The organism is Roseburia sp. OM02-15, assembly GCF_003481835.1.
In the GTDB taxonomy this organism is placed as follows: Bacteria; Bacillota; Clostridia; order Lachnospirales; family Lachnospiraceae; genus Eubacterium_I; species Eubacterium_I ramulus_A.
The window spans coordinates 198,859-219,438 of sequence record NZ_QULX01000002.1 but is presented as its reverse complement, the minus strand read 5'-3'; the positions used below and the strand labels follow the sequence as shown (position 1 = coordinate 219,438).

Here is a 20,580-nt window from a genome sequence, read left to right as displayed (position 1 = left end):
CGATATTAATTTTCTGACAACATCTTTTTCTTCTCTATTATTTTATTTTTTACAACACTCCCGTATCGCCTCCACCATCAGTTTCATCTGCAATATTTTCGGCAAATGTGTATTCATTCTCGCTTCCACACACCTTTTTGCATCTTCTTCATTTCTACATTTAAAGAATCCCCTAAACCAGATTAAAAGATGAATCATGTGTTATTTACACGAAAAAAAGGAGCTGAGATTTCTCTCAACTCCTTACTTTCATTACATATTTCGACAATTAGTCAACTGCGATGATCTCTTTTTTATTGTAAGAACCACAGGATTTGCATACTCTGTGTGGAACCATAAGTTCGCCACATTTGCTGCATTTTACTAAAGTCGGAGCAGACATTTTCCAGTTTGCTCTTCTTCTATCTCTTCTACCTTTGGAAGATTTATTTTTTGGACAAATAGACATTTCGTTACACCTCCAATTTATCTGAATCTAAGTGAATTGTTCTGAATCACACTCAGTTGATTATACACAGAACATCATCCTTTGTCAACAGATTTTTTGTATTTTGTGTAATAAAGTTTCAGTTCACACGCGCCATTCGCAAAACGCCCTTCGGGCTTCTCCGTAGCTACGCTCCTATTTTTGCTCATAAAAAGGCGCTCCCTTCATCACTATGTATTCAGGTAATTCCTCATGCAAGCATGATCATTACCTGAATACATGTGATGAGTGAACTGAAACAATTACTTTACTAATGCTACTGTCTCTCTTGCGATTGCAAGCTCTTCGTTTGTCGGGATGACACAAACTGTAACTTTGGAATCCGGAGTAGAGATTACGATGTCATCGCCTCTCTTGCCGTTTGCTTCCTCATCTACTGTAATTCCGAGGTATCCAAGGTATGCTAATACTTTAGAACGAACGATCGGAGCGTTCTCACCGATACCTGCTGTAAATGCGATCACGTCTACACCGTTCATTGCTGCTACATAAGAACCGATGTATTTTGCTACGCGGTAGCTGAATACTTCGATAGCTGCTGCTGCACGCTCATTTCCAGCTTCCATACCTTCCTCAAGGTCACGGAAATCACTGGAAAGTCCGGAAATACCCTGTACACCGGATTTTTTATTTAATACATTCATAACACCTGCGATATCAAGGTTCTCTTTTTTAGCGATGAACTCCATGATAGCCGGATCGATATCACCGGAACGTGTTCCCATTACAAGACCTTCCAATGGTGTAAGGCCCATGGATGTATCTACGCATTTGCCATTTAATACAGCACTGATGGAAGCACCATTTCCAAGGTGAGCAACGATGATCTTGGAATCGTTAAGATCTTTGCCAAGAAACTCAGCAACGTGTTTGGATACGAAGCTGTGGCTTGTTCCGTGGAAGCCGTATCTTCTTACTTTATATTTCTCATAGTACTCATATGGAAGTCCATAGAGATATGCTTTCTCTGGCATTGTCTGATGGAAAGCAGTATCAAATACACCTACCATCGGTACGCCTGGCATCAGATCCTGGCAAGCACGAATACCGATTAAGTTTGCCGGGTTGTGAAGCGGTGCAAGATCGTTACACTCTTCTACTGCTGCAAGCATCTCTGGTGTGATAACTGCTGAAGAAGCGAATTTCTCACCACCGTGTACGATACGATGTCCCACTGCATTTACTTCTGCAAGGCTTGCGATTGCACCTGTTTTCTCATTTACAAGAGCGTCAAGTACAAGCTGGATAGCCTCTTTATGTGTAGGCATTGGAGCCTCTGTAATCTCTTTGTCAAGACCTGCTTTCTGATATGTAAGTCTTCCGTCAATACCAATTCTCTCGCAAAGACCTTTTGCAAGTACTGCCTCTGTATCAGAGTTGATCAGCTGATATTTCAGCGATGAACTACCACAGTTAATTACTAATACGTTCATTATTTATGTTCTCCCTTCATTTTCACTTTGACTTTCCGTCAAAATACCTGTCTTTTCTATTATATCTCAAATTTTCTGTTTCGCAAGAGGTTACCAACTGGTTTTTTGTAAGTTTTTTCTATTGCATTTGTTTTCATACATAATATTACCTGTTACAATTCACTCATCAAGGGGGTTTTACGAATGGCTCGTGTGAACTTAACATACGTTTTCTTGCAAATTTTCCTCACAATTTTATTTGTTTTTCTGTATGATTCATGCTATGCTTTTTCTTATCCAAAAGTACTGTGGTGCGCTCTGGTAATACTTACATTGCCCACAATACAATTTTTTTCAAAACTCAGGAGTATCAGATACTATGAACGTCACCGGAATCATTGCAGAATACAATCCGTTCCATAACGGACACGCATTTCATATAGAAGAAACACGGAAAAATACAGATGCCGATTACTGCATTGCCGTCATAAGCGGAGACTTTGTCCAGCGTGGTGCCCCTGCCCTGTTAAACAAATACGATCGTGCAAAAATGGCTCTGGAAAATGGAATCGACTTGGTCATTGAATTGCCGGTAATCACCGCCACTTCCAGTGCGGAAAATTTTGCACAGGGTGGTGTCTGCCTGTTGAACGCGCTTGGTGTCGTGTCTCAGATCAGTTTTGGCGCAGAAGCAAACACAGCTTCTGATGTCAATCTGCTTGGCAGATTAGCTGACTTTTTTGCATTTGAGCCGCCTATATTTCAGGAATATCTGGATCAGGCCTTAAAATCCGGTTGTAGTTTTCCGGCAGCCCGGGCAAAAGCTGCACTCACCTGTCTGCAGCAAGCCAAGCATCATTCAATGGACAGCCAAACGCTTGCTCAGTTTGAACAGTTGCTTGCCTCACCAAATAATATTCTTGCCATTGAATATATGAAAGCAATCCGTCGGCATAACTGCAAACTGACACCATCTGTCGTTACCCGAACCGGTGCAGGCTATCATGATGCGGATACAGATACGGCGCTTGCCAGTGCTTCTGCCCTGCGTAAATTTATTTTTCAGGATACCTCTGACCAGAAAAACAATTTTGATACGTTGAATCAAATGCTGACACGCACGGTTCCTGATTCCGTTCGCGAACTGCTGCTGACTGCATATGAAAGCCATGCATTTTTACAGGAAGATGATTTTTCTGACTTGTTATATTATGAACTTCAGCGACAACTTCTGCATCCGACTGCATCTGACGCCGATACCACACGTTCTGATCTGACACAGCGCATTGCAAATAAACTGGAATCATTTACCTGCTGGTCTGAATTTGTGTCCGATTTAAAGACCAAAAACCAGACCTACACAGCCATCAGCCGCTATTTGCTGCACGCCTTACTTGGCATTGATGGTGAACTTCTGAATGCTGCCAAAACTTACTATTATGCGCCGTATGCCCGCATCCTTGGTTTCCGAAAAGATGCTTCACCTTTACTGAAGGAATTGCAGGCACACAGTCAGATTCCGCTTCTGCGCAAAATTGTAAAAGAACGCCAGAACTTAACGCCAGAACAGCAGAAACTTCTGGATCTCGATGTTTATGCAGCTAATTTATACAACCGGATTCTTTTTAAGAAATCCGGTATCCAACGAAAAAACGAATACCGCGAACCTTTAATTATTTTATAATTTCTATACTAAATGCGCTGTGATTCTGAACATTTACCCCAATTCACATTTGTCAGAGTCACACGCATATTTTCATTTACATTCACTGTAAATTTTACATCGTATCCTCCAAAAGCAACGAATTCTTCTCTTGTTTTTCAACAAATCTTTTGCATTTTCATCATCGTTTCATGCATTTTCTATGGCATCATCACGTTACTATCATGCAGTAAATCTTGCATAGTATACATTTTTTACTTTATTTTTTGAATTATCCAGCATTATTTCCTGCATTTTTCCTTGTTATTTATTTAACATTATCATTTTTTCATACTTTTTTGAATTTTTTCACTTTTTCTCTTGCATTTTTCTTTCAACTTCCATATACTTTTAAACATGGTGTCGTTCTAAGACACTAAGGGGAAAATTATTTCAATTGATAAAAAGGAGTATGACACATGAACAATCAGGTACAGATCAGAAAGTTCAAAAAAGTTCTGGTAGCAAATCGTGGTGAAATCGCCATTCGTGTATTCCGAGCCTTGAACGAGCTGGAAATTACAACCGTCAGCATTTATTCCAAGGAAGACCGTTATGCACTCTTCCGTTCCAAAGCAGATGAATCCTATCCGCTGAATCCGGAAAAAGGACCGATCGACGCATATCTTGACATTGATACTATCATCAAGATTGCTCTGGCAGCAAACGTTGACGCTATCCATCCGGGATACGGATTTTTATCAGAGAATCCGGATTTTGTAGATGCCTGTGAAAGAAACGGCATTGTATTTATCGGACCTTCCAGTCAGATCATGAATGCAATGGGTGACAAAATTTCTTCCAAGAAAATGGCAATCGATGCCCAGGTACCGATTATTCCTGGTGTTGACTACGCAATTAAAGATATTGATACAGCAACAAAAATCGCAGCAGAGGTTGGTTTTCCAATCATGCTGAAAGCTTCCAACGGCGGTGGCGGACGTGGTATGCGTATCGTAAACGCGATGGAAGATCTGGAAAAAGAATTTAACGAAGCAAAAAATGAGTCTAAAAAAGCGTTTGGTGATGACAAGATCTTCATTGAGAAATATCTGCGCGCGCCAAAACATATCGAAGTTCAGATTTTAGGCGATAATTACGGAAACGTTGTTCACCTTTTTGACCGTGACTGTTCCGTACAGAGACGTCATCAGAAAGTCGTTGAGTATGCACCGGCATTTTCCATTCCGGAAGAAACCCGTAAAACAATTTTTGACTCTGCCATCCGCCTCTCCAAAGCAGTTGGCTACCGCAACGCCGGTACACTGGAATTTCTGGTTGATGCAGACAACCATCCATATTTTATCGAAATGAACCCGCGTATTCAGGTAGAGCATACCGTCAGCGAAGAAATTACAAATATCGATCTGGTACAGTCCCAGATTCTGGTAGCGGAAGGATATCCGCTGGATTCCGATGAGATCAACATCAAATCTCAGGACGACATCCACTGCATCGGTTATTCCATCCAGACCCGTGTTACCACCGAAGATCCGGCAAACAACTTCATGCCTGATACCGGTGAGATCACTGTTTACCGTTCCGGTTCCGGAAAAGGTATCCGTCTGGACGGCGGTAATGCTTACACCGGCGCTGTCATCTCTCCTTATTACGACAGCCTTCTGGTAAAAGCAATTTCCATCGACCGTACCTTTGAAGGTGCTGTACGCAAATCCATCCGTGCATTACAGGAAATGCGTATCCGTGGTGTTAAAACAAATATCCCGTTCCTGATCAATGTACTGCATCATCCGACTTTCATTGCCGGAAAATGTTATACCACTTTCATTGAGGAGACACCGGAGCTGTTCCAGCTCACACAGAGTCAGGATCGTGCGACTAAGATCATTGAGTTTATCGGCGACCGTATCGTTAACTCCCAGAAAGGTGAAAAACCGCACTATGAGAACCGTGTGCTTCCGAAACTGGATCAGTCAAAACCGGTATATGGTGCCCGTGATGAGTTCCTGAAACTTGGTGCAGAAGGTTTCATGCAGAAAATTCTGAAAGAAGATAAATTATACGTTACAGATACTACCATGCGTGACGCTCAGCAGTCTCTGATGGCAACCCGTATGAGAAGTAAAGATTTGTGCGGTGCTGCTTACGCTACAAACGCATACATGCAGAATGCATTTTCTGTTGAGGCATGGGGTGGTGCTACTTACGATACCGCTTACCGTTTCTTGAAAGAATCTCCGTGGAAACGTCTGGAACTTTTAAGAGAACGTATGCCAAACACACTGATCCAGATGCTGCTGCGTGCTTCTAACGCCGTCGGATACAGCAACTATCCGGACAATGTGGTTCAGGAGTTTATCAAAATTTCTGCTGCTCATGGTATTGATGTGTTCCGTATTTTCGACAGTTTAAACTGGGTGGAAAATATGAAAATGCCGATTGAGGAAGCTTTAAAAACCGGCAAAATCGTAGAAGGAACCATCTGCTACACCGGCGATATCACAAGCCCGACAGAGACAAAATATACACTGGATTATTATGTAAAAATGGCTCTGGAACTGGAGTCCTTAGGATGCCATTCCATTGCAATCAAAGATATGGCCGCACTGTTAAAACCGCGTGCCGCAAAAGAACTGGTAACTGCTCTGAAACAGGAACTTCATGTACCGCTCCATTTACATACACACGATTCTACCGGAAACGGTGTCAGCACGGTTCTGATGGCCGCAGAAGCTGGTGTGGATATCGTGGATCTGGCCATTGAGTCTATGTCTTCCATGACAAGTCAGCCTTCTATGAATGCTGTCGTAGAAGCTCTGCGCGGAAGCAAACGTGATACCGGTCTTGATTTTGAAGAACTGGATGAGCTCAGCCGTTACTACGGACGCATCCGTAAAGTTTACGAGCAGTTTGAGAGTGATATGAAAGCTCCGAATGCTGAGATTTACAAATATGAGATTCCTGGTGGACAGTACTCCAACCTGTTAGCTCAGGTTACAAGCATGGGTTCTGCAGATGAATTTGAGTCCATCAAAGCATTATACAAAGATGCCAACGATCTGCTTGGAAATATCGTAAAAGTTACTCCGACTTCCAAAGCGGTCGGCGATCTGGCCATCTTTATGTTTAAAAACGGTCTGACAAAAGAGAATATCCTGACGGCTGGTGCCGGACTCTCCTATCCGGATTCTGTCGTATCCTACTTCCAGGGTATGATGGGACAGCCTTATGGCGGATTCCCGAAAGAGCTTCAGAAGATCGTTCTGAAAGACATTGAACCGCTGACAGACCGCCCGGGTAAATCTCTCCCACCGGTTGATTTTGAGGCAATCAAGAAGCATCTGATTGAGAAATACAATTATGGTGATAAATCCGAAGAAGTTATGAACCAGAAAGCCATCAGTTATGCGCTGTATCCGAAGGTTTACGAAGACTACTGTGAGCATTTCCAGATGTACAATGATGTAACCCGTCTGGAGAGCCACGTTTACTTCTACGGATTACGCAAAGGTGAGGAAACTTACCTGAATATCGGTGAGGGAAAACAGCTTCTGATCAAATATCTGGAGGAAGGCGAACCGGATGAAAATGGTATCCGTACTCTGACGTTCCAGGTAAATGGTATGCTTCGTACTGTCAAGATTCAGGATAAGAACCTTGAAATCAAAGCGGACCGCAAGCTGAAAGCAGACAAGACAAATCCACAGCACCTTGGTTCTTCTATCCCGGGTACAGTTGGAAAAGTGCTTGTAAAAGAAGGCGATGCGGTAACAGAGAATATGCCGCTGCTTACTGTAGAGGCTATGAAGATGGAGACAACGGTTGTGTCCAAGATTACTGGTACGGTCGACAAAATTTATGTACAGCAAGGTGATACGGTATCACAGGATGATCTGTTGATTTCCTTTCATATTGCGAAATAAAGTATGACGTCCGAAAACGGATTAATATAAGAAAACTACACAACAGACACGGGTGCTTTTCTATCTCAACTGCGCCGCTTATTTCCGACTTTCTCCGCGAACTCATACGCAAAACCGGCGTATTCAGACACACTGCGAAAGTCGGGCTAGGCGCAGCTGAGCTTACGAAAATTCACCCTACCGTCTTGTTGTGTAGTTTTCTTTTAACTCCTGTTTTCTACGCTTTCAAGTCGAACGCACGTGAGACTTGGTGCGTGATTCTGGTCAGCGCAAGCTGACATCTTCTTTTCAGAATCACTGCACATCCTCGCGGAGCATTTATCTCAGTCGGAGATTGAACTCCCACTGAGAAATACTTGTTACTACTCACCACTTGCAGAAGTGGGAGTCTCAACTCAGACTGAGATGAAGCGAAGCCACTGGCGCACTAGCTTCTCTCCTAATAAACGAAGCATATCTCCCTTAAACATTACTTATTTATCGAAATTGTACTATTTAGTCTCAGCTCCCTTGTGAATCGCATTGTCCCCATAACGTTTTTTAATCTTTGCAATGGCATCGTCCAGGCTTGCCAGTTTTTTCTGTTTCTGTTCTTCTTTTTCACGTCTCAGTTCTTCCTGTTTTTCCTGCTCCTGGTATTTTCCAAGATCAAACAGACTGATCTGGGTCGGTTCTTCTTCATCCTGCAATTTGGTAGTTCGAATGCCAAGTAATCGGATTGGTTCACCGTCCCAGAGTTCATTAAACAGCTGACAGGCACATTGATAGATTTCCGTTTCTTCTGCTGTCGGAGTCAGTATGGTTGTCTGATGTGATACGGAACGAAATGATGCATATTTGATCTCCGTACTGATCTGCGCCGCAAGAAAATGATGCTTTTTCAGACGTTGTGATACACTGACTGCCAATTCTTTTAATACGGTGTATGCCTCTTCTTCTGTTTCCGCATTGTTGGCCAGTGTTATGGAATTTCCCACTCCCTTTGCCTTTGGTTTTTCTTTTACAACCTGTCCGTCATCGATGCCGTTTGCATAATTCCAGAGCATTCCACCATGACTTTTCAGCCAACTTTCTACCACCGCTTTATCGGTGCGCGCCAGATCTCCGATCGTGCGGATTCCCATTTTCTGTAACAATTTTGCACTGCTTTTTCCACACATATGTAGGGAAGCAATTGGCAATGGCCAAAGTTTTCTCTGGATTTCACTTACATATAAGGTATGAACTAAATTTGGCTTTTTGAAATCTGATGCCATTTTTGCCAGTACTTTTCGGTCCGAAATTCCTACATTTACCGTAAATCCAAAGGTATCATACACGCTGTCCTTAATATAGGTCGCTGCTGCCTCTGGGCTTGGAAATCGCCCTCGAATCGGTTCAAAGGACATATAACATTCATCGATGCTGACCTGCTCAATTTCATCACAAATACTGCGCAGATGACGCATCAGTTTCTGACTCATTTCCCGGTAATAGGTGTGATCCGGAGGAACCATCACAAGTGTCGGACATTTTTGAAATGCACTGGCAACGGTTTCTGCTGTCTGGATGCCAAATACTTTTGCCGGAATGGATTTTGCGACAACGATTCCATGACGTGTTTCCTGATCACCGCCTACAATGGATGGAATCGTGCGCAGATCCTGTGTGCTGCCATTTTGTAATTCCCGCAATGCACTCCAGCTTAAATAGGCGGAATTTACATCAATATGAAATATGATAGCATTATCGTTTACAATCATAGTATCTCCCATTGTCCAGTTCTCTTAGATCCCACTCGACTAATTACATAATCTGTTATCATAGTTTCTGTTAATCGTTGAACAGTTCTTCTTGAAAGCCCTAACAATTCTACCATTCGCTTTTGGGTAATATATGAGTCTTCCTGTATCACAGAACCATCCGGCATTCCACCCGGAGAATACATCTGCCCTTCATCCGCAATTCCAAAAATCAATTTTTCACCTAGCGTATTGGCAAACGCACTGACACTTTTGCACCAGCTTTTTGGTTTCTTTATTTCAACCTCCAGCTTTTTATCATATTCTGTTGCTTCTCCAATCAACTCTCTAATATTCATATGGATACTCACCCTCTACATTTTTTTATAACTGTTCCTTTATCCAAGCAGCTAATTTTTTTCGCTTATATTTTTTAGCAAAATCAATTGGCTGCTTCCCATCAAATGTATACAATTTCAAATCTACTACTGGCAACTTCATCCAAAAATCATATAGCGGCTGTAAATCTTCTTCCGCAAATGGCAACGCCATCATCAGTTCAATTGGAAGTATATTTTTCTCCCCTTCCTGATTAGGATCCGAACCAGCTTTAAACAGTCGATCACAAAGTTCCGCTGTCTGTAAAACATCGCAATTTTTTCTTTGGAATAAAGTATGATATGGTCCATCAAAATCTCTTGTTTTCTTTTCTAAAATACAATTTTTCTTATCCTTATTACATCTTGACAGTAAAAACGAAGATATTTCATAACAGCTCCCCATATCCGAATTAGAAAGTGCATAATATATCAGGCCTCTGTCATAAAAGTACCGCGCTTCATCTTCTTCTTGAAATTTCTGCATAAACTCATCTGTCGTTCCCCACGCTGCAATCCAGGCAATATCACGTTTTATGATGTGTTGTAACTTGCCAGGCGCGTACACTTTCTGAAAAAGCTCATCAGCAAATAACTCTGTATCTACAATACATTTCTTCTTCCCGCTTTCTTTTAATGTAATTTGAGGAATTAAATCTGGAATCTGATTCAGATACCCGTAGTTTTCAGGATAATTTACCAGAAGTCTTCTATCCTGCGTTTGTCCTCGTCGATACAACTCATATTCTTTGCAGAATGATTTTGCATTTGGAAGCGCTAATGTCTCAAATAATTCTGCTCCAAGATAATGCTCTGCCAGAGCAAACAGACCATGCACAAAAATATTCATCACTTTATTGTATTTTTCATTTCCATAACCGATATATGTAGTATTTTCTGTCACCCGCTGTTCTTCTATACAGATTTGTTCTATAAGTTCTGTCAGATTTTCTGTACGTTTTTCCCACAGATCTACAAAATACTGTACGATCAGAAGATCGTACTTGCGCTGTTTTCGTTTTTGAAATTTTTCCACCAATGCAAGAGCTTCACCCATCATAGTTTCATCTTTGTAGAATATTCCCATAAACAGATTCGGAATCGTATCATATGGAACTGCTGTGCCACAAAGGCCAAGACTATACGGCATCGCTTTTTCTACAAATTCCTTGTCATTACAGGCTAACGCGGTTACTGATGCGCCAAAGAAGCGCACATGATTACATCCTCCATCTAAAGTTGCACTTGATGCAAAATTCAGGCGATTTCCCTGATAAATTCCATGGAACATATTGGAAAAATCTCCACTTTCACAGGATAAACAACTTCCCAGATAACTTAATTCATCCGCCGCATTTTGACATTGTTGAAATAATGTACTCTGAAAGCGAAAAGGCTCTGTAAATTCCGGAAGCCGTTCAGATTCTTTTTCCTCTATTGAATGTATGGACAATATTTTCTTTAACTTTTTTGCCATCTCCTCACGTTGTGTCACAGTTTTTCTCCCAACTTTTCAAAATGTAAATTCAGTAACTACCCGAAATCATTTCCGCATACTTTCTCCTTAGTTAGCAACAAAAAGCGACTTATTCCTATCGTTTATCTTAATCAATGTCTTTATTATTCTTCCTGCAAGTTCAGATACCGAATTTCATCCTCAGATAATTCCACTGTAAATGCACGCAGATTTTCTTCCAGCCTGAATGCCTTTGTCGTACTCACAAGCACATACATATTCAGTCCCTGCTGAAACATCCACGCAAGTGCAATCTGTGACACAGTGCAGCCTTTTTTCTCTGCCAGTTCTTCGCAACGGACCAGACGTTTAAAATTATCATGGCAAACATAGCCTTTCACGCAAAATGGATCTAAGATTTCTACCGCCTGTGCTTCCTGACTGCTTTTGATTCTGCCAGCCATTAACCCACGCGCCAGACTGGAATACGCAATGATCGGCATCTGATTTTCCTGATACCAGTTTCTGGCAACTTCATTCTGTTTCCCGGTTATGGTCACACAGTCACCGCCCCATGGATCAGCAACCTGTTCTGCCAAGCCAAAATGAGGACTGGAAACGGAAAATCCCTGAAGATGATGTTCTTCTGCATAACTATTTGCTTCTTCGATTCTCTCATGCGTCCAGTTTGATACACCAAATACTTTGATTTTTCCTGCTTTTTGTAATTCATTTAAGGTATCGATCATTTCACTGACCGGTGTCTTTGGATCATCACGATGTAAAAGATAAATGTCAATGTAATCTGTCTGTAATGCCTGCAGGCTCTCAGCCAGTTCTGTTTCGATCACCTTACGGTTTACACACACGGAACCGTCCGAATCACAATTTCCACATTTACTGATTATCACTACCTGATCTCTGTTGCCACGTCGTTTCATCCAGCTGCCAAGCGATTCTTCTGCCCGTTCATAGCCTCTGGCAGTATCAAATGTATTGATTCCTTTTGTCAACGCTGCATCTAATAGCTCATCTGTATTTTTTCCTTCTATCATCGGACCAATGGCTGTGCCAAAGATCATGCGTGAAACTATTTTTTTCAGTCCTGGTATTTTTCCATAACGACACTCGTTTCCTGCTTTTTGAATATCCTCCATTATTTCTCACTCCTCCACTATATCTATGTTGCTACAAGTTTCTCACCATTCCACGAAGTTCCATTTCCCAGTCATTTCGTTCATGATACCACACGCATCCATAGACTTCCCGTATCCTCAGCCGCATACTGGAACACACTATGATAGGAATTTCCACATTTTGATCCTTCATCTGACCAATAAATACTTCCCCGGCATCTTCGTCGATTCCAGTACCTTTTTTTAGCGGATACTGCATGTCTGTGATTGCCAGATCATACATATCCCCTGCTCTTTAATCTCTTCTATTTTTTTCATACCAGATGCCACATCCGTTACCCAATCGATTTCTGCCTCACATACATCATGCAGCACTCTTGCAATAGCCGTCTGTTTCATGGCATTATCTTCCAGATGTAATATCTTTAAGTATTTCATCTAATCTTCTCCTCTTGCCATACATTCTCACATTCTATTTTTACAGTATAATACAATTTTCTTCATTTTCCAATTCACATATTTTTCTAAATTCCAACCTTGACATATATAGATGCCCGATATATATTATATATAGATAATCTATATATAATTTGATATTAAAATACACGCGTGGATGTAATTGGCTAAATTTAGGTAATACACTTATTTCAAAGAATTTTTACTTGACTAAATTCCGATAACCACATCTATTTCAAAGGAGGATTCACTTATGGCAGTAGACAAAAGTCTGATTTCCGGAAGCACTACAATGCTGATTTTACGGCTTTTGGACGAAAAAGACATGTACGGTTACGAAATGATTGAAACATTACAGGAAAAATCCCAGAATGTATTTCAATTGAAGGCAGGCACTCTTTACCCGCTACTTCACTCTCTGGAAGAAAAAGGCTATGTTTCTTCTTACGAAGATTCCATCGGCCAGAAAACACGAAAATATTATTCGCTGACAAAAAACGGGAAAAATTTTCTCTCTCAGAAAAAAGAAGAATGGAAAGAATATTCTTCAGCTGTTGCTAATATCCTGACAGCTGATCGAAATACCATCTTTCCAGTATTGAAACCACAGATGGAGGGCTAGGTATGAGCAAAAAACGATATATGGAACTGCTGCTGGAACAAATTCGAAACAAACGTGCAAAAGAATTGGTAGCGCATGAAATCACCTCTCACATCGAAGATCAGGAAGAGGCCTACCGTGCTCAGGGACTAACGGCTTATGATGCGGAACGCAGAGCTGTGCTGGATATGGGTGATCCAGTGGAAACAGGTGTGTCACTGGATGCCGTTCACAAACCGAAAATGTCCTGGAGTATGGTCATTCTAACAGCCATGATCTCCGTGTTTGGAGTGTTTATGATTGGAATGATTTGCAAGGGAACTTCGGATTTTTCAACTATTTCACTTTTAAGAAAACAGATTATTTATCTGATGATCGGATTTGGAATCATGCTTTTTATCTGCAAAATAGATTACAGCCGGATTTTTCGATACTCTGGTATACTGGCCATCCTTTATCTCGGATTTCTTTTTTTGCAGGATATGCAATTTGTACACCTCTTTTCCAATGCGGTAACAATTCCTTATCTGCTCAGTATCCCCATTTTTTGCGGATTACTGTACAAATTTCGAAAACGAAGCTGGTATCATCTGCTGATTCCTGTTGGATTTATGCTTGCATCTATCCTGCTAATGCGTTACCAATGGTTCTTTTCATCTTATAAACTGGTTCTTGCATTTATAAGCGCCGTACTCGTTACTGTGGTAATTTGTAACAATTGGTATCCGGTTCACAAAAGAATCGTTTTACCAATACTCTGGGGGTGCGTAGTTGGCATTCCAACACTTTCCTTGCTGGTACCGTATAAATTTCCAAATCTGTTCCCACCGTATGTTTCTGCCCGCATTTCCAACTGGATCTATCCGTTTTCCGTTGAAAATGCAAATCAGTCTATGGTGCATGAAGCAATGACAAGAAGTACTTTATTTGGACACAGTACGACTTTAATCATGGATCTGAATTCCCTGATCAGTGATTACATGGTCGTAAATGTAACATCACGATATGGTATTATTCCAGCCTGTATTCTTGCAGTTTTATTTATCGTATTCTGTGTTCGTCTGTTTTATCTGGCTTTAAACCAGAAAAATCAACTTGGTATGATTATCGGACTAGGATGCAGTCTGGTTTTGACCGTAGAAGTTTTCAAATATTTTCTTATGAACCTTGGTTTCATTCCAATGACATACGGATTTCTCCCACTATTTTCCTATGGTGGAAGCGTTACGATCATTTCCTATATATTTGTTGGTATTTTGCTGAGTATCTACCGAAATCAGAATCTCATTGACGAAACCAGACAGAAACACCTGCGTATCCATTTTACAATTGAGCAGGAATAACGTACAATGTAAAAAACATCCGGCAGATTTCCAGATGCACCTTTGATGCTTCTGACCTCTGCCGGATGTTTTTTTTTATTCTATTTTTGTTCTGTCATTCAAGTCGAACGCACGTGAGACTTTGTGCGTGATTCTGGTCAGCGAAAGCTGACATATTTTAGTGATGGAACAGACGAATACCTGTAAAGCACATTGCCATATTGTATTTGTTGCAGGTAGCAATGACATGATCATCACGAATGGATCCGCCCGGTTCAGCCACATATTTCACGCCACTCTTGTGTGCGCGCTCGATGTTGTCGCCAAACGGGAAGAATGCGTCAGATCCCAGTGCAACATCTGTATTTTTATCCAGCCATGCACGTTTCTCCTCTGCTGTAAATACAGGAGGTTTTACCTTAAAGATATTCTCCCATGCGCCATCCGCAAGTACATCCATGTATTCATCACCGATGTACAGATCGATGGCATTGTCACGGTCTGCACGTTTGATACCATCTACAAACTGAAGATTCAGTACCTGCGGAGCCTGACGAAGGAACCAGTTATCTGCTTTCTGTCCTGCTAAACGTGTACAATGAATTCTGGACTGCTGTCCGGCACCAATTCCGATGGCCTGTCCACCTTTTGCATAGCATACGGAATTAGACTGTGTATATTTCAGAGTGATCAGGGAAATGATCAGATCGATTTTTGCGGAATCCGGAATTTCTTTATTCTCTGTCACAATATTTCCAAGAAAATCGCGGTCGATTTTCAGTTCATTTCTTCCCTGCTCAAAAGTCACACCAAATACCTGTTTGTGCTCAATCGGGTCCGGAACGTAATTTGGATCGATTTCGATGACGTTATATTTACCACCTTTTTTTGCTTTCAGGATTTCCAGTGCTTCCGGCTCGTAACCCGGAGCGATCACACCATCGGAAACTTCACGTTTGATGATTTTTGCTGTACTTGCATCGCAAACATCAGACAGAGAAATGAAATCACCGAAAGAAGACATACGGTCTGCACCTCTGGCTCTTGCATAAGCACTTGCCAGCGGAGAAAGTTCACCAAGATCATCTACCCAGTAGATTTTGCTCTCGGTTTCTGTCAAAGGAAGTCCTACTGCTGCGCCAGCCGGAGATACGTGTTTGAAAGATGTTGCTGCCGGAAGTCCGGTTGCTGCTTTCAGCTCACGTACTAACTGCCAGCCGTTGAAAGCATCCAGGAAGTTGATGTATCCCGGTTTTCCGTTTAATACTTTGATTGGCAGATCTGCACCGTTCTCCATATAAATACGGGATGGTTTCTGATTTGGGTTACAGCCATATTTTAACTCTAATTCGTTCATTCTGATTCCTCCGATAAAAATTAATCCTGATGTTTGTTTACGATACGTGTCTCATAAGTACCATCTGCGATGTTGATATAACGTACAAACAGTGAAACTTTATTATCTGCATTTAAACTCTCCCATAAAAGTTTTGTGTACTCATCAATGTCATCTGCAACATCTACCAGCTCCGGCTCTCCCTCAAAACTTGGCAGCGGGTTGCCATCGTTCATATAAGTATGGATGAAACGTGCCTCGCCTGCAGCCGGTGTCTCATAAGCAAATGTATAACGATTGCATCCCTCCGGATTACCGTTGTTGCTCTTTAAAATAGACATTGCATAGCTGAATTTTCCGTTTTCTACATGCATGATACCGGAAATACGCGGTGTGTAGTTCGGTCCGTCCGGCTCAAACTCACGGCAGCGTAAAGACTGCTCAAATGTCATCTGGCGATCCATCTGATCATAAATAGTATCTGTCTGATCTCCGTTTGTTACGATTGTTTTATTTCCCAATACACGAACCGGTGCGTAGATGATCAGGCTTGGATCTTCCAGTTTGGATGGATCGTATGCCTGTGTACGGATGCCTTCTCCGTCCTCTACAAATACACGGTTTCTGCTGTTTTCACTTCTTCCCATGATAAAGTACGCGGTAACGGCTTTGCTTCCATCGGATGTTTTACCGATGATGATGCCTCTTCCCGGGTAAGAATTCTCCTGTAACTGCTTTGCAATAGAACGCATTTCCATATCATGTCCTCCTTCGTGTGGTACCCCTTGTCATGGTTAATTATCATAGAAATATTCATGGATTCTTTTTTCAAATATTGTCGTGAAATATAGAATCATCCGGTGAATTTTTCTCATCTATTCAAAGTGTAACATGCAGAATATATTTTTACAACCATCGATTCTTATTAATACCATTAATTTATTTACTTATTTTTATTAGAAATATTAATATATATTTTTTCTATAAAATTTGCTAAGGAATATATATGCAATCATTCTTTTAAGGATAACATCAGTAAATATATTTTTCCGGAAAATACAAAAATCCCCACAGCCGGTAAAGCTGTGAGGATGTAAGTATCCATTTTATTTTTCTTGCATACATGATTGTTATCTGAATACAGGTAATAAGTAAACCATAAATTAATTTTTAAAGCTGTGGATTGGAGCCGGAATACGTCCCTGACGATTTACAAAGTTTGCGCAGGAATACTGATTTACCGGCATGATCGGTGCATAACCTAACAATCCACCGAACTCTACCATCTCGCCAACGCCTTTTCCGATGACCGGAATCAGGCGAACTGCGGTTGTTTTCTGGTTTACCATACCAATTGCCATTTCATCCGCAATAATACCGGAAATCGTTGTTGCCGGTGTATCTCCCGGAATGGCGATCATATCCAGACCAACGGAGCATACACATGTCATAGCTTCTAATTTTTCCAGTGTCAACGCATTTGCTTTTACTGCATCGATCATTCCCTGATCTTCGCTGACCGGAATAAACGCACCACTTAATCCGCCGACATAGGAGGATGCCATGATACCACCTTTTTTCACCTGATCGTTCAGCATAGCTAATGCTGCGGTTGTACCTGGTGCTCCGGCATACTCCAGACCGATCTCCTCAAGAATCTCAGCTACACTGTCGCCAACTGCCGGTGTCGGAGCCAGAGACAGATCAATGATTCCGAACGGAATACCAAGCATTTTGGAAGCTTCTTTTGCAACCAGCTGACCAACACGGGTGATCTTGAATGCTGTCTTTTTAATAGTCTCACACAGCACCTCGAAGCTCTCGCCTCTTACTTTTTCCAGCGCAGTCTTTACAACACCCGGTCCGCTGACACCTACGTTAATGATGGCATCTGCTTCTGTCACACCGTGGAACGCACCTGCCATGAATGGGTTGTCATCCGGTGCATTACAGAATACTACCAGCTTTGCGCATCCAAGTGAATCTGCATCTTTTGTATATTCTGCGGTCTCTTTGACGATCTCGCCCATGAGACGTACTGCATCCATGTTGATACCGGTCTTAGTAGAACCAAGGTTTACGGAGCTGCATACACGCTCGGTGCAGGCAAGTGCCTGTGGAATGGAGCGGATCAACAGTTCGTCAGCAGTTGTCATGCCTTTGCTTACCAGTGCGGAATATCCGCCGATAAAGTTGACACCTACTTCTGCAGCCACACGGTCTAAAGTCTGTGCGATTGTTACATAATCTTCCGGCTTTTTGCAGGCAGCCGCACCGATCATAGCGATCGGAGTTACCGAAATTCGTTTGTTTACAATCGGAATACTGTAACGGTTTTCGATGGTTTTACCTGTTTTTACCAGATCTTTTGCTAAGGTTGTGATTTTATTGTAAATGTTCTGATTTACTTTGTCCAAATCAGAATCAATACAGTCTAATAAACTGATTCCCAGTGTAATGGTACGAACATCCAGATTTTCCTGCTCGATCATCTTGTTCGTCTCATTTACTTCAAACATATTTATCATTGGTCGTAATCTCCTTTTTCCAGTGCTGAATCTCTTTTTGAAAACAACAGGATTTCTCGCGTTTTCATTCATTTTCCCGTTGTTTCGTTTAACAATGTCACTTATCCAATATTTTTAGATACGGTGCATCATATCAAAAATTTCTTCTCTCTGGCATTTGATCTTTACGCCAATTTCTTCGCCGATCTGCTCTAATTCTTTTACGCAGTCTGCAAATGGTTTTGCGGAGGTACTCATATCCACGATCATCATCATATTAAAGAAATCCTGTACAATTGTCTGTGAAATGTCAAGTACGTTAATACTGTTACTTGCAAGGTAGGTACATACTTTTGCAATAATACCTACGGTATCTTTTCCTACTACTGTGATAATTGTTCTGTCTGTTGTCTTTTCCATTGTGTTTTCGCGCATATGCGCTCTCCTCTCTCAAAATTGCGGCCACAAAGCTTATACTGATCATCCTCTATGCAATTCTCATCTTGCAAATATGTACTTTACATGGATACCCGTGATGCACGAAAAAGTAACATTAAATCGTCACTAATTCAGAAACCTCATCCCGTTTGGCAACCACCATTGGAAAATCACTGCCCTTGTATGGATTTTCTCCCATGGTCACTTCCAGTCGTACAGTCTCCCATGCAAGCTGTGGATAATTATTCTCTTTGCTCAAATGACCTAAAATCACTTTTTTAAAACCATCATGCAATACCTTGCCAAGCAGCTGCCCGGACAACTCATTTGATAAATGTCCGCGATCACCAAGGATTCTCCGTTTCAACTGATACGGATAAGTACCCGCCTGCAGCATATGTACATCGTGATTGGCTTCTAACAATAATACATCCAATCCTTGCAATTTGTCTACAATATAATCATCATATTTTCCAAGATCTGTGATAATTCCCATGGATTTATCCCCCTGATACATCATATAAGCCACCGGTTCTGCCGCATCATGGGATGTCGGCACCGGGGAAATCCGCATATCTCCGATGGTAAAATCCTCCTCCGGGTGGATCACCTGAAACAGGGATTCGTCCACTTTTCCAATGGATGACTTTTCTTTGATGGCATCAATAGTTCCCTGGGTGGCATACATGGGAAGCCCGTATTTCCGTGCCAGAACCCCAAGGCTTTTGATATGATCGGAATGCTCATGGGTCACAAGAATTCCGTCCATCTCAGCCGTTTTCAGTCCAATCTCATTGAGCCCGGCTTCAATCCGCTTACCGCTGATTCCGGCATCCACAAGGACATGGCAGTGATCCGCGCCTGCGTAAATACAGTTTCCGCTGCTGCCGCTTGCTATACTACATAATTCCATTTATTCCTCCGTTGTCTAACGATTCTGTACATTTTTCTATCAAAAAATATACACTTCTTTGTATCACAGGATCATCCCTGCGTTTTTTCTACCTGACGTGCTTTCATCAACTCATCAATCTGGCAAAAAGCATCTTCCGGCAGATGATTGTTATCAATTTCTGCCTTGCATACTTCCCGATAAGTACTTTCCGGAAGCTGACTGGCAAAAATGTTATCAATTTTTTCATCGGAATACCCGCGGTTTAACTTCAACCGCTCTCTCCGGTTTTCCTCAGAGGTATAAATATACCACAGTTCGTCACAGATTTCATCATAATGTTCTTCAATCAGCAATGCTGCTTCCAGAATCAGCACTTCGTGTGTCTGTGCCGCACGCTCACGGTTCATCTCATCAATGACATACTGTTTTACCTCCGGATGCACGATATCATTTAATGCAAACCGTTTCTTTTCATCGGAAAACAGCACCTGTGCCATCTTTTTCCGGTCAATCTGTCCGTCTGCCTCAAACACCTGATCCTCTGCAAAAAGTTCCTGCAGTTTTCGGTAGCAGTCTGTGCCCGGCTCCATCAAATCATGGGCAATTTCATCTGCCAGCATGACACGGCATGAGTAATTACTCTCAAGATAGGTCAGAATCGCTGTTTTTCCGGCGCCAACTCCGCCTGTAATTCCTATAAAATGCATATCACTATATGTTGATTCAGAGTTGTCCGCATCATTTTTTGACACAGCAACTCTGAATATTTCCTTTCTGAAAAATGAGTCCTGCAATTCAAGTCGAACGCACGTGAGACTTGGTGCGTGATTCTGGTCAGCGAAAGCTGACA

At 41.7% G+C, this 20,580-nt stretch carries 17 protein-coding genes and 1 pseudogene; 4 read left to right on the top strand and 14 right to left on the bottom strand.

What is annotated here, in order from left to right; translation table 11 throughout:
• Positions 1–268 precede the first annotated feature (268 nt).
• The gene (rpmF, locus tag DXB15_RS03110; RefSeq protein ID WP_109216099.1) at positions 269–448 is read right to left on the bottom strand and encodes a 50S ribosomal protein L32; all 180 of its coding nucleotides are present in this window, start codon (positions 446–448) and stop codon (positions 269–271) included.
• A 281-nt stretch (positions 449–729) separates the two neighbouring features.
• On the bottom strand, positions 730–1,920 hold the full coding sequence (locus tag DXB15_RS03105) for an acetate/propionate family kinase (RefSeq protein WP_118701992.1): 1,191 nt from the start codon (positions 1,918–1,920) through the stop codon (positions 730–732).
• A 358-nt stretch (positions 1,921–2,278) separates the two neighbouring features.
• Between DXB15_RS03105 and DXB15_RS03100 the strand changes: the two genes are divergently transcribed.
• Together DXB15_RS03100 and DXB15_RS03095 are read left to right on the top strand one after the other, a co-directional pair.
• Complete coding sequence (locus tag DXB15_RS03100; protein ID WP_118701991.1) at positions 2,279–3,583, top strand: tRNA(Met) cytidine acetate ligase; 1,305 nt, start codon at positions 2,279–2,281, stop codon at positions 3,581–3,583.
• A 437-nt stretch (positions 3,584–4,020) separates the two neighbouring features.
• Entirely contained in the window at positions 4,021–7,485 is a 3,465-nt protein-coding gene (locus DXB15_RS03095; RefSeq protein ID WP_118701990.1) for a pyruvate carboxylase, read from the top strand.
• A 491-nt stretch (positions 7,486–7,976) separates the two neighbouring features.
• Here the strand turns inward: DXB15_RS03095 and DXB15_RS03090 are convergent, their stop codons facing one another.
• The 6 genes and pseudogenes from DXB15_RS03090 to DXB15_RS03065 all read right to left on the bottom strand — a co-directional run bounded on the left by DXB15_RS03090 (position 7,977) and on the right by DXB15_RS03065 (position 12,613).
• Positions 7,977–9,239, bottom strand: coding sequence for a DNA polymerase Y family protein (locus DXB15_RS03090; protein WP_243115590.1), 1,263 nt, complete (start codon positions 9,237–9,239; stop codon positions 7,977–7,979).
• 146 nt (positions 9,240–9,385) lie between these two features.
• Positions 9,386–9,565 (bottom strand): annotated as a pseudogene (locus tag DXB15_RS17835) (AlbA family DNA-binding domain-containing protein); the annotation flags it as partial.
• 25 nt (positions 9,566–9,590) lie between these two features.
• On the bottom strand, positions 9,591–11,078 hold the full coding sequence (locus DXB15_RS03080) for a hypothetical protein (protein ID WP_118701989.1): 1,488 nt from the start codon (positions 11,076–11,078) through the stop codon (positions 9,591–9,593).
• 125 nt (positions 11,079–11,203) lie between these two features.
• Positions 11,204–12,196 carry an aldo/keto reductase gene (locus DXB15_RS03075; protein WP_118701988.1) on the bottom strand — a complete coding sequence of 331 codons (993 nt, stop codon included), beginning with the start codon at positions 12,194–12,196 and terminating at the stop codon, positions 11,204–11,206.
• Positions 12,197–12,227: 31 nt separating this feature from the next.
• Positions 12,228–12,458 (bottom strand): hypothetical protein, encoded by a 231-nt coding sequence (locus DXB15_RS03070; protein ID WP_147404753.1) that lies wholly within the window; start codon positions 12,456–12,458, stop codon positions 12,228–12,230.
• Positions 12,419–12,613: a hypothetical protein gene (locus DXB15_RS03065; RefSeq protein ID WP_118701986.1), complete on the bottom strand. Its 195-nt coding sequence runs from the start codon at positions 12,611–12,613 to the stop codon at positions 12,419–12,421. The genes DXB15_RS03070 and DXB15_RS03065 overlap by 40 nt, the downstream gene beginning before the upstream one ends.
• A gap of 271 nt (positions 12,614–12,884) precedes the next feature.
• On the opposite strand from DXB15_RS03065, the gene DXB15_RS03060 reads away from it, so the two are divergent.
• Together DXB15_RS03060 and DXB15_RS03055 are read left to right on the top strand one after the other, a co-directional pair.
• A complete protein-coding gene (locus DXB15_RS03060; RefSeq protein WP_118701985.1) occupies positions 12,885–13,253 on the top strand; it encodes a PadR family transcriptional regulator in 369 nt (122 codons plus the stop codon).
• A gap of 2 nt (positions 13,254–13,255) precedes the next feature.
• The gene (locus DXB15_RS03055) at positions 13,256–14,575 is read left to right on the top strand and encodes an FtsW/RodA/SpoVE family cell cycle protein (RefSeq protein WP_118701984.1); all 1,320 of its coding nucleotides are present in this window, start codon (positions 13,256–13,258) and stop codon (positions 14,573–14,575) included.
• Positions 14,576–14,732: 157 nt separating this feature from the next.
• Here DXB15_RS03055 and DXB15_RS03050 read toward each other — a convergent pair whose 3' ends face one another.
• From DXB15_RS03050 to coaE, 6 genes are all read right to left on the bottom strand, one after another.
• The gene (locus DXB15_RS03050; protein ID WP_118701983.1) at positions 14,733–15,911 is read right to left on the bottom strand and encodes a phosphoribosylaminoimidazolecarboxamide formyltransferase; all 1,179 of its coding nucleotides are present in this window, start codon (positions 15,909–15,911) and stop codon (positions 14,733–14,735) included.
• A 20-nt stretch (positions 15,912–15,931) separates the two neighbouring features.
• Positions 15,932–16,648: an IMP cyclohydrolase gene (locus DXB15_RS03045; protein WP_109214726.1), complete on the bottom strand. Its 717-nt coding sequence runs from the start codon at positions 16,646–16,648 to the stop codon at positions 15,932–15,934.
• A gap of 405 nt (positions 16,649–17,053) precedes the next feature.
• Complete coding sequence (locus DXB15_RS03040) at positions 17,054–18,418, bottom strand: PFL family protein (protein ID WP_021737672.1); 1,365 nt, start codon at positions 18,416–18,418, stop codon at positions 17,054–17,056.
• Between the two features lie 114 nt (positions 18,419–18,532).
• Positions 18,533–18,817, bottom strand: coding sequence for an ACT domain-containing protein (locus DXB15_RS03035; protein ID WP_109214737.1), 285 nt, complete (start codon positions 18,815–18,817; stop codon positions 18,533–18,535).
• Between the two features lie 133 nt (positions 18,818–18,950).
• Positions 18,951–19,748, bottom strand: a complete 798-nt coding sequence (locus DXB15_RS03030) for an MBL fold metallo-hydrolase (RefSeq protein ID WP_118701982.1) — start codon at positions 19,746–19,748, stop codon at positions 18,951–18,953.
• Between the two features lie 71 nt (positions 19,749–19,819).
• Positions 19,820–20,482 (bottom strand): dephospho-CoA kinase, encoded by a 663-nt coding sequence (coaE, locus tag DXB15_RS03025; protein ID WP_330427450.1) that lies wholly within the window; start codon positions 20,480–20,482, stop codon positions 19,820–19,822.
• Positions 20,483–20,580 lie beyond the last annotated feature (98 nt).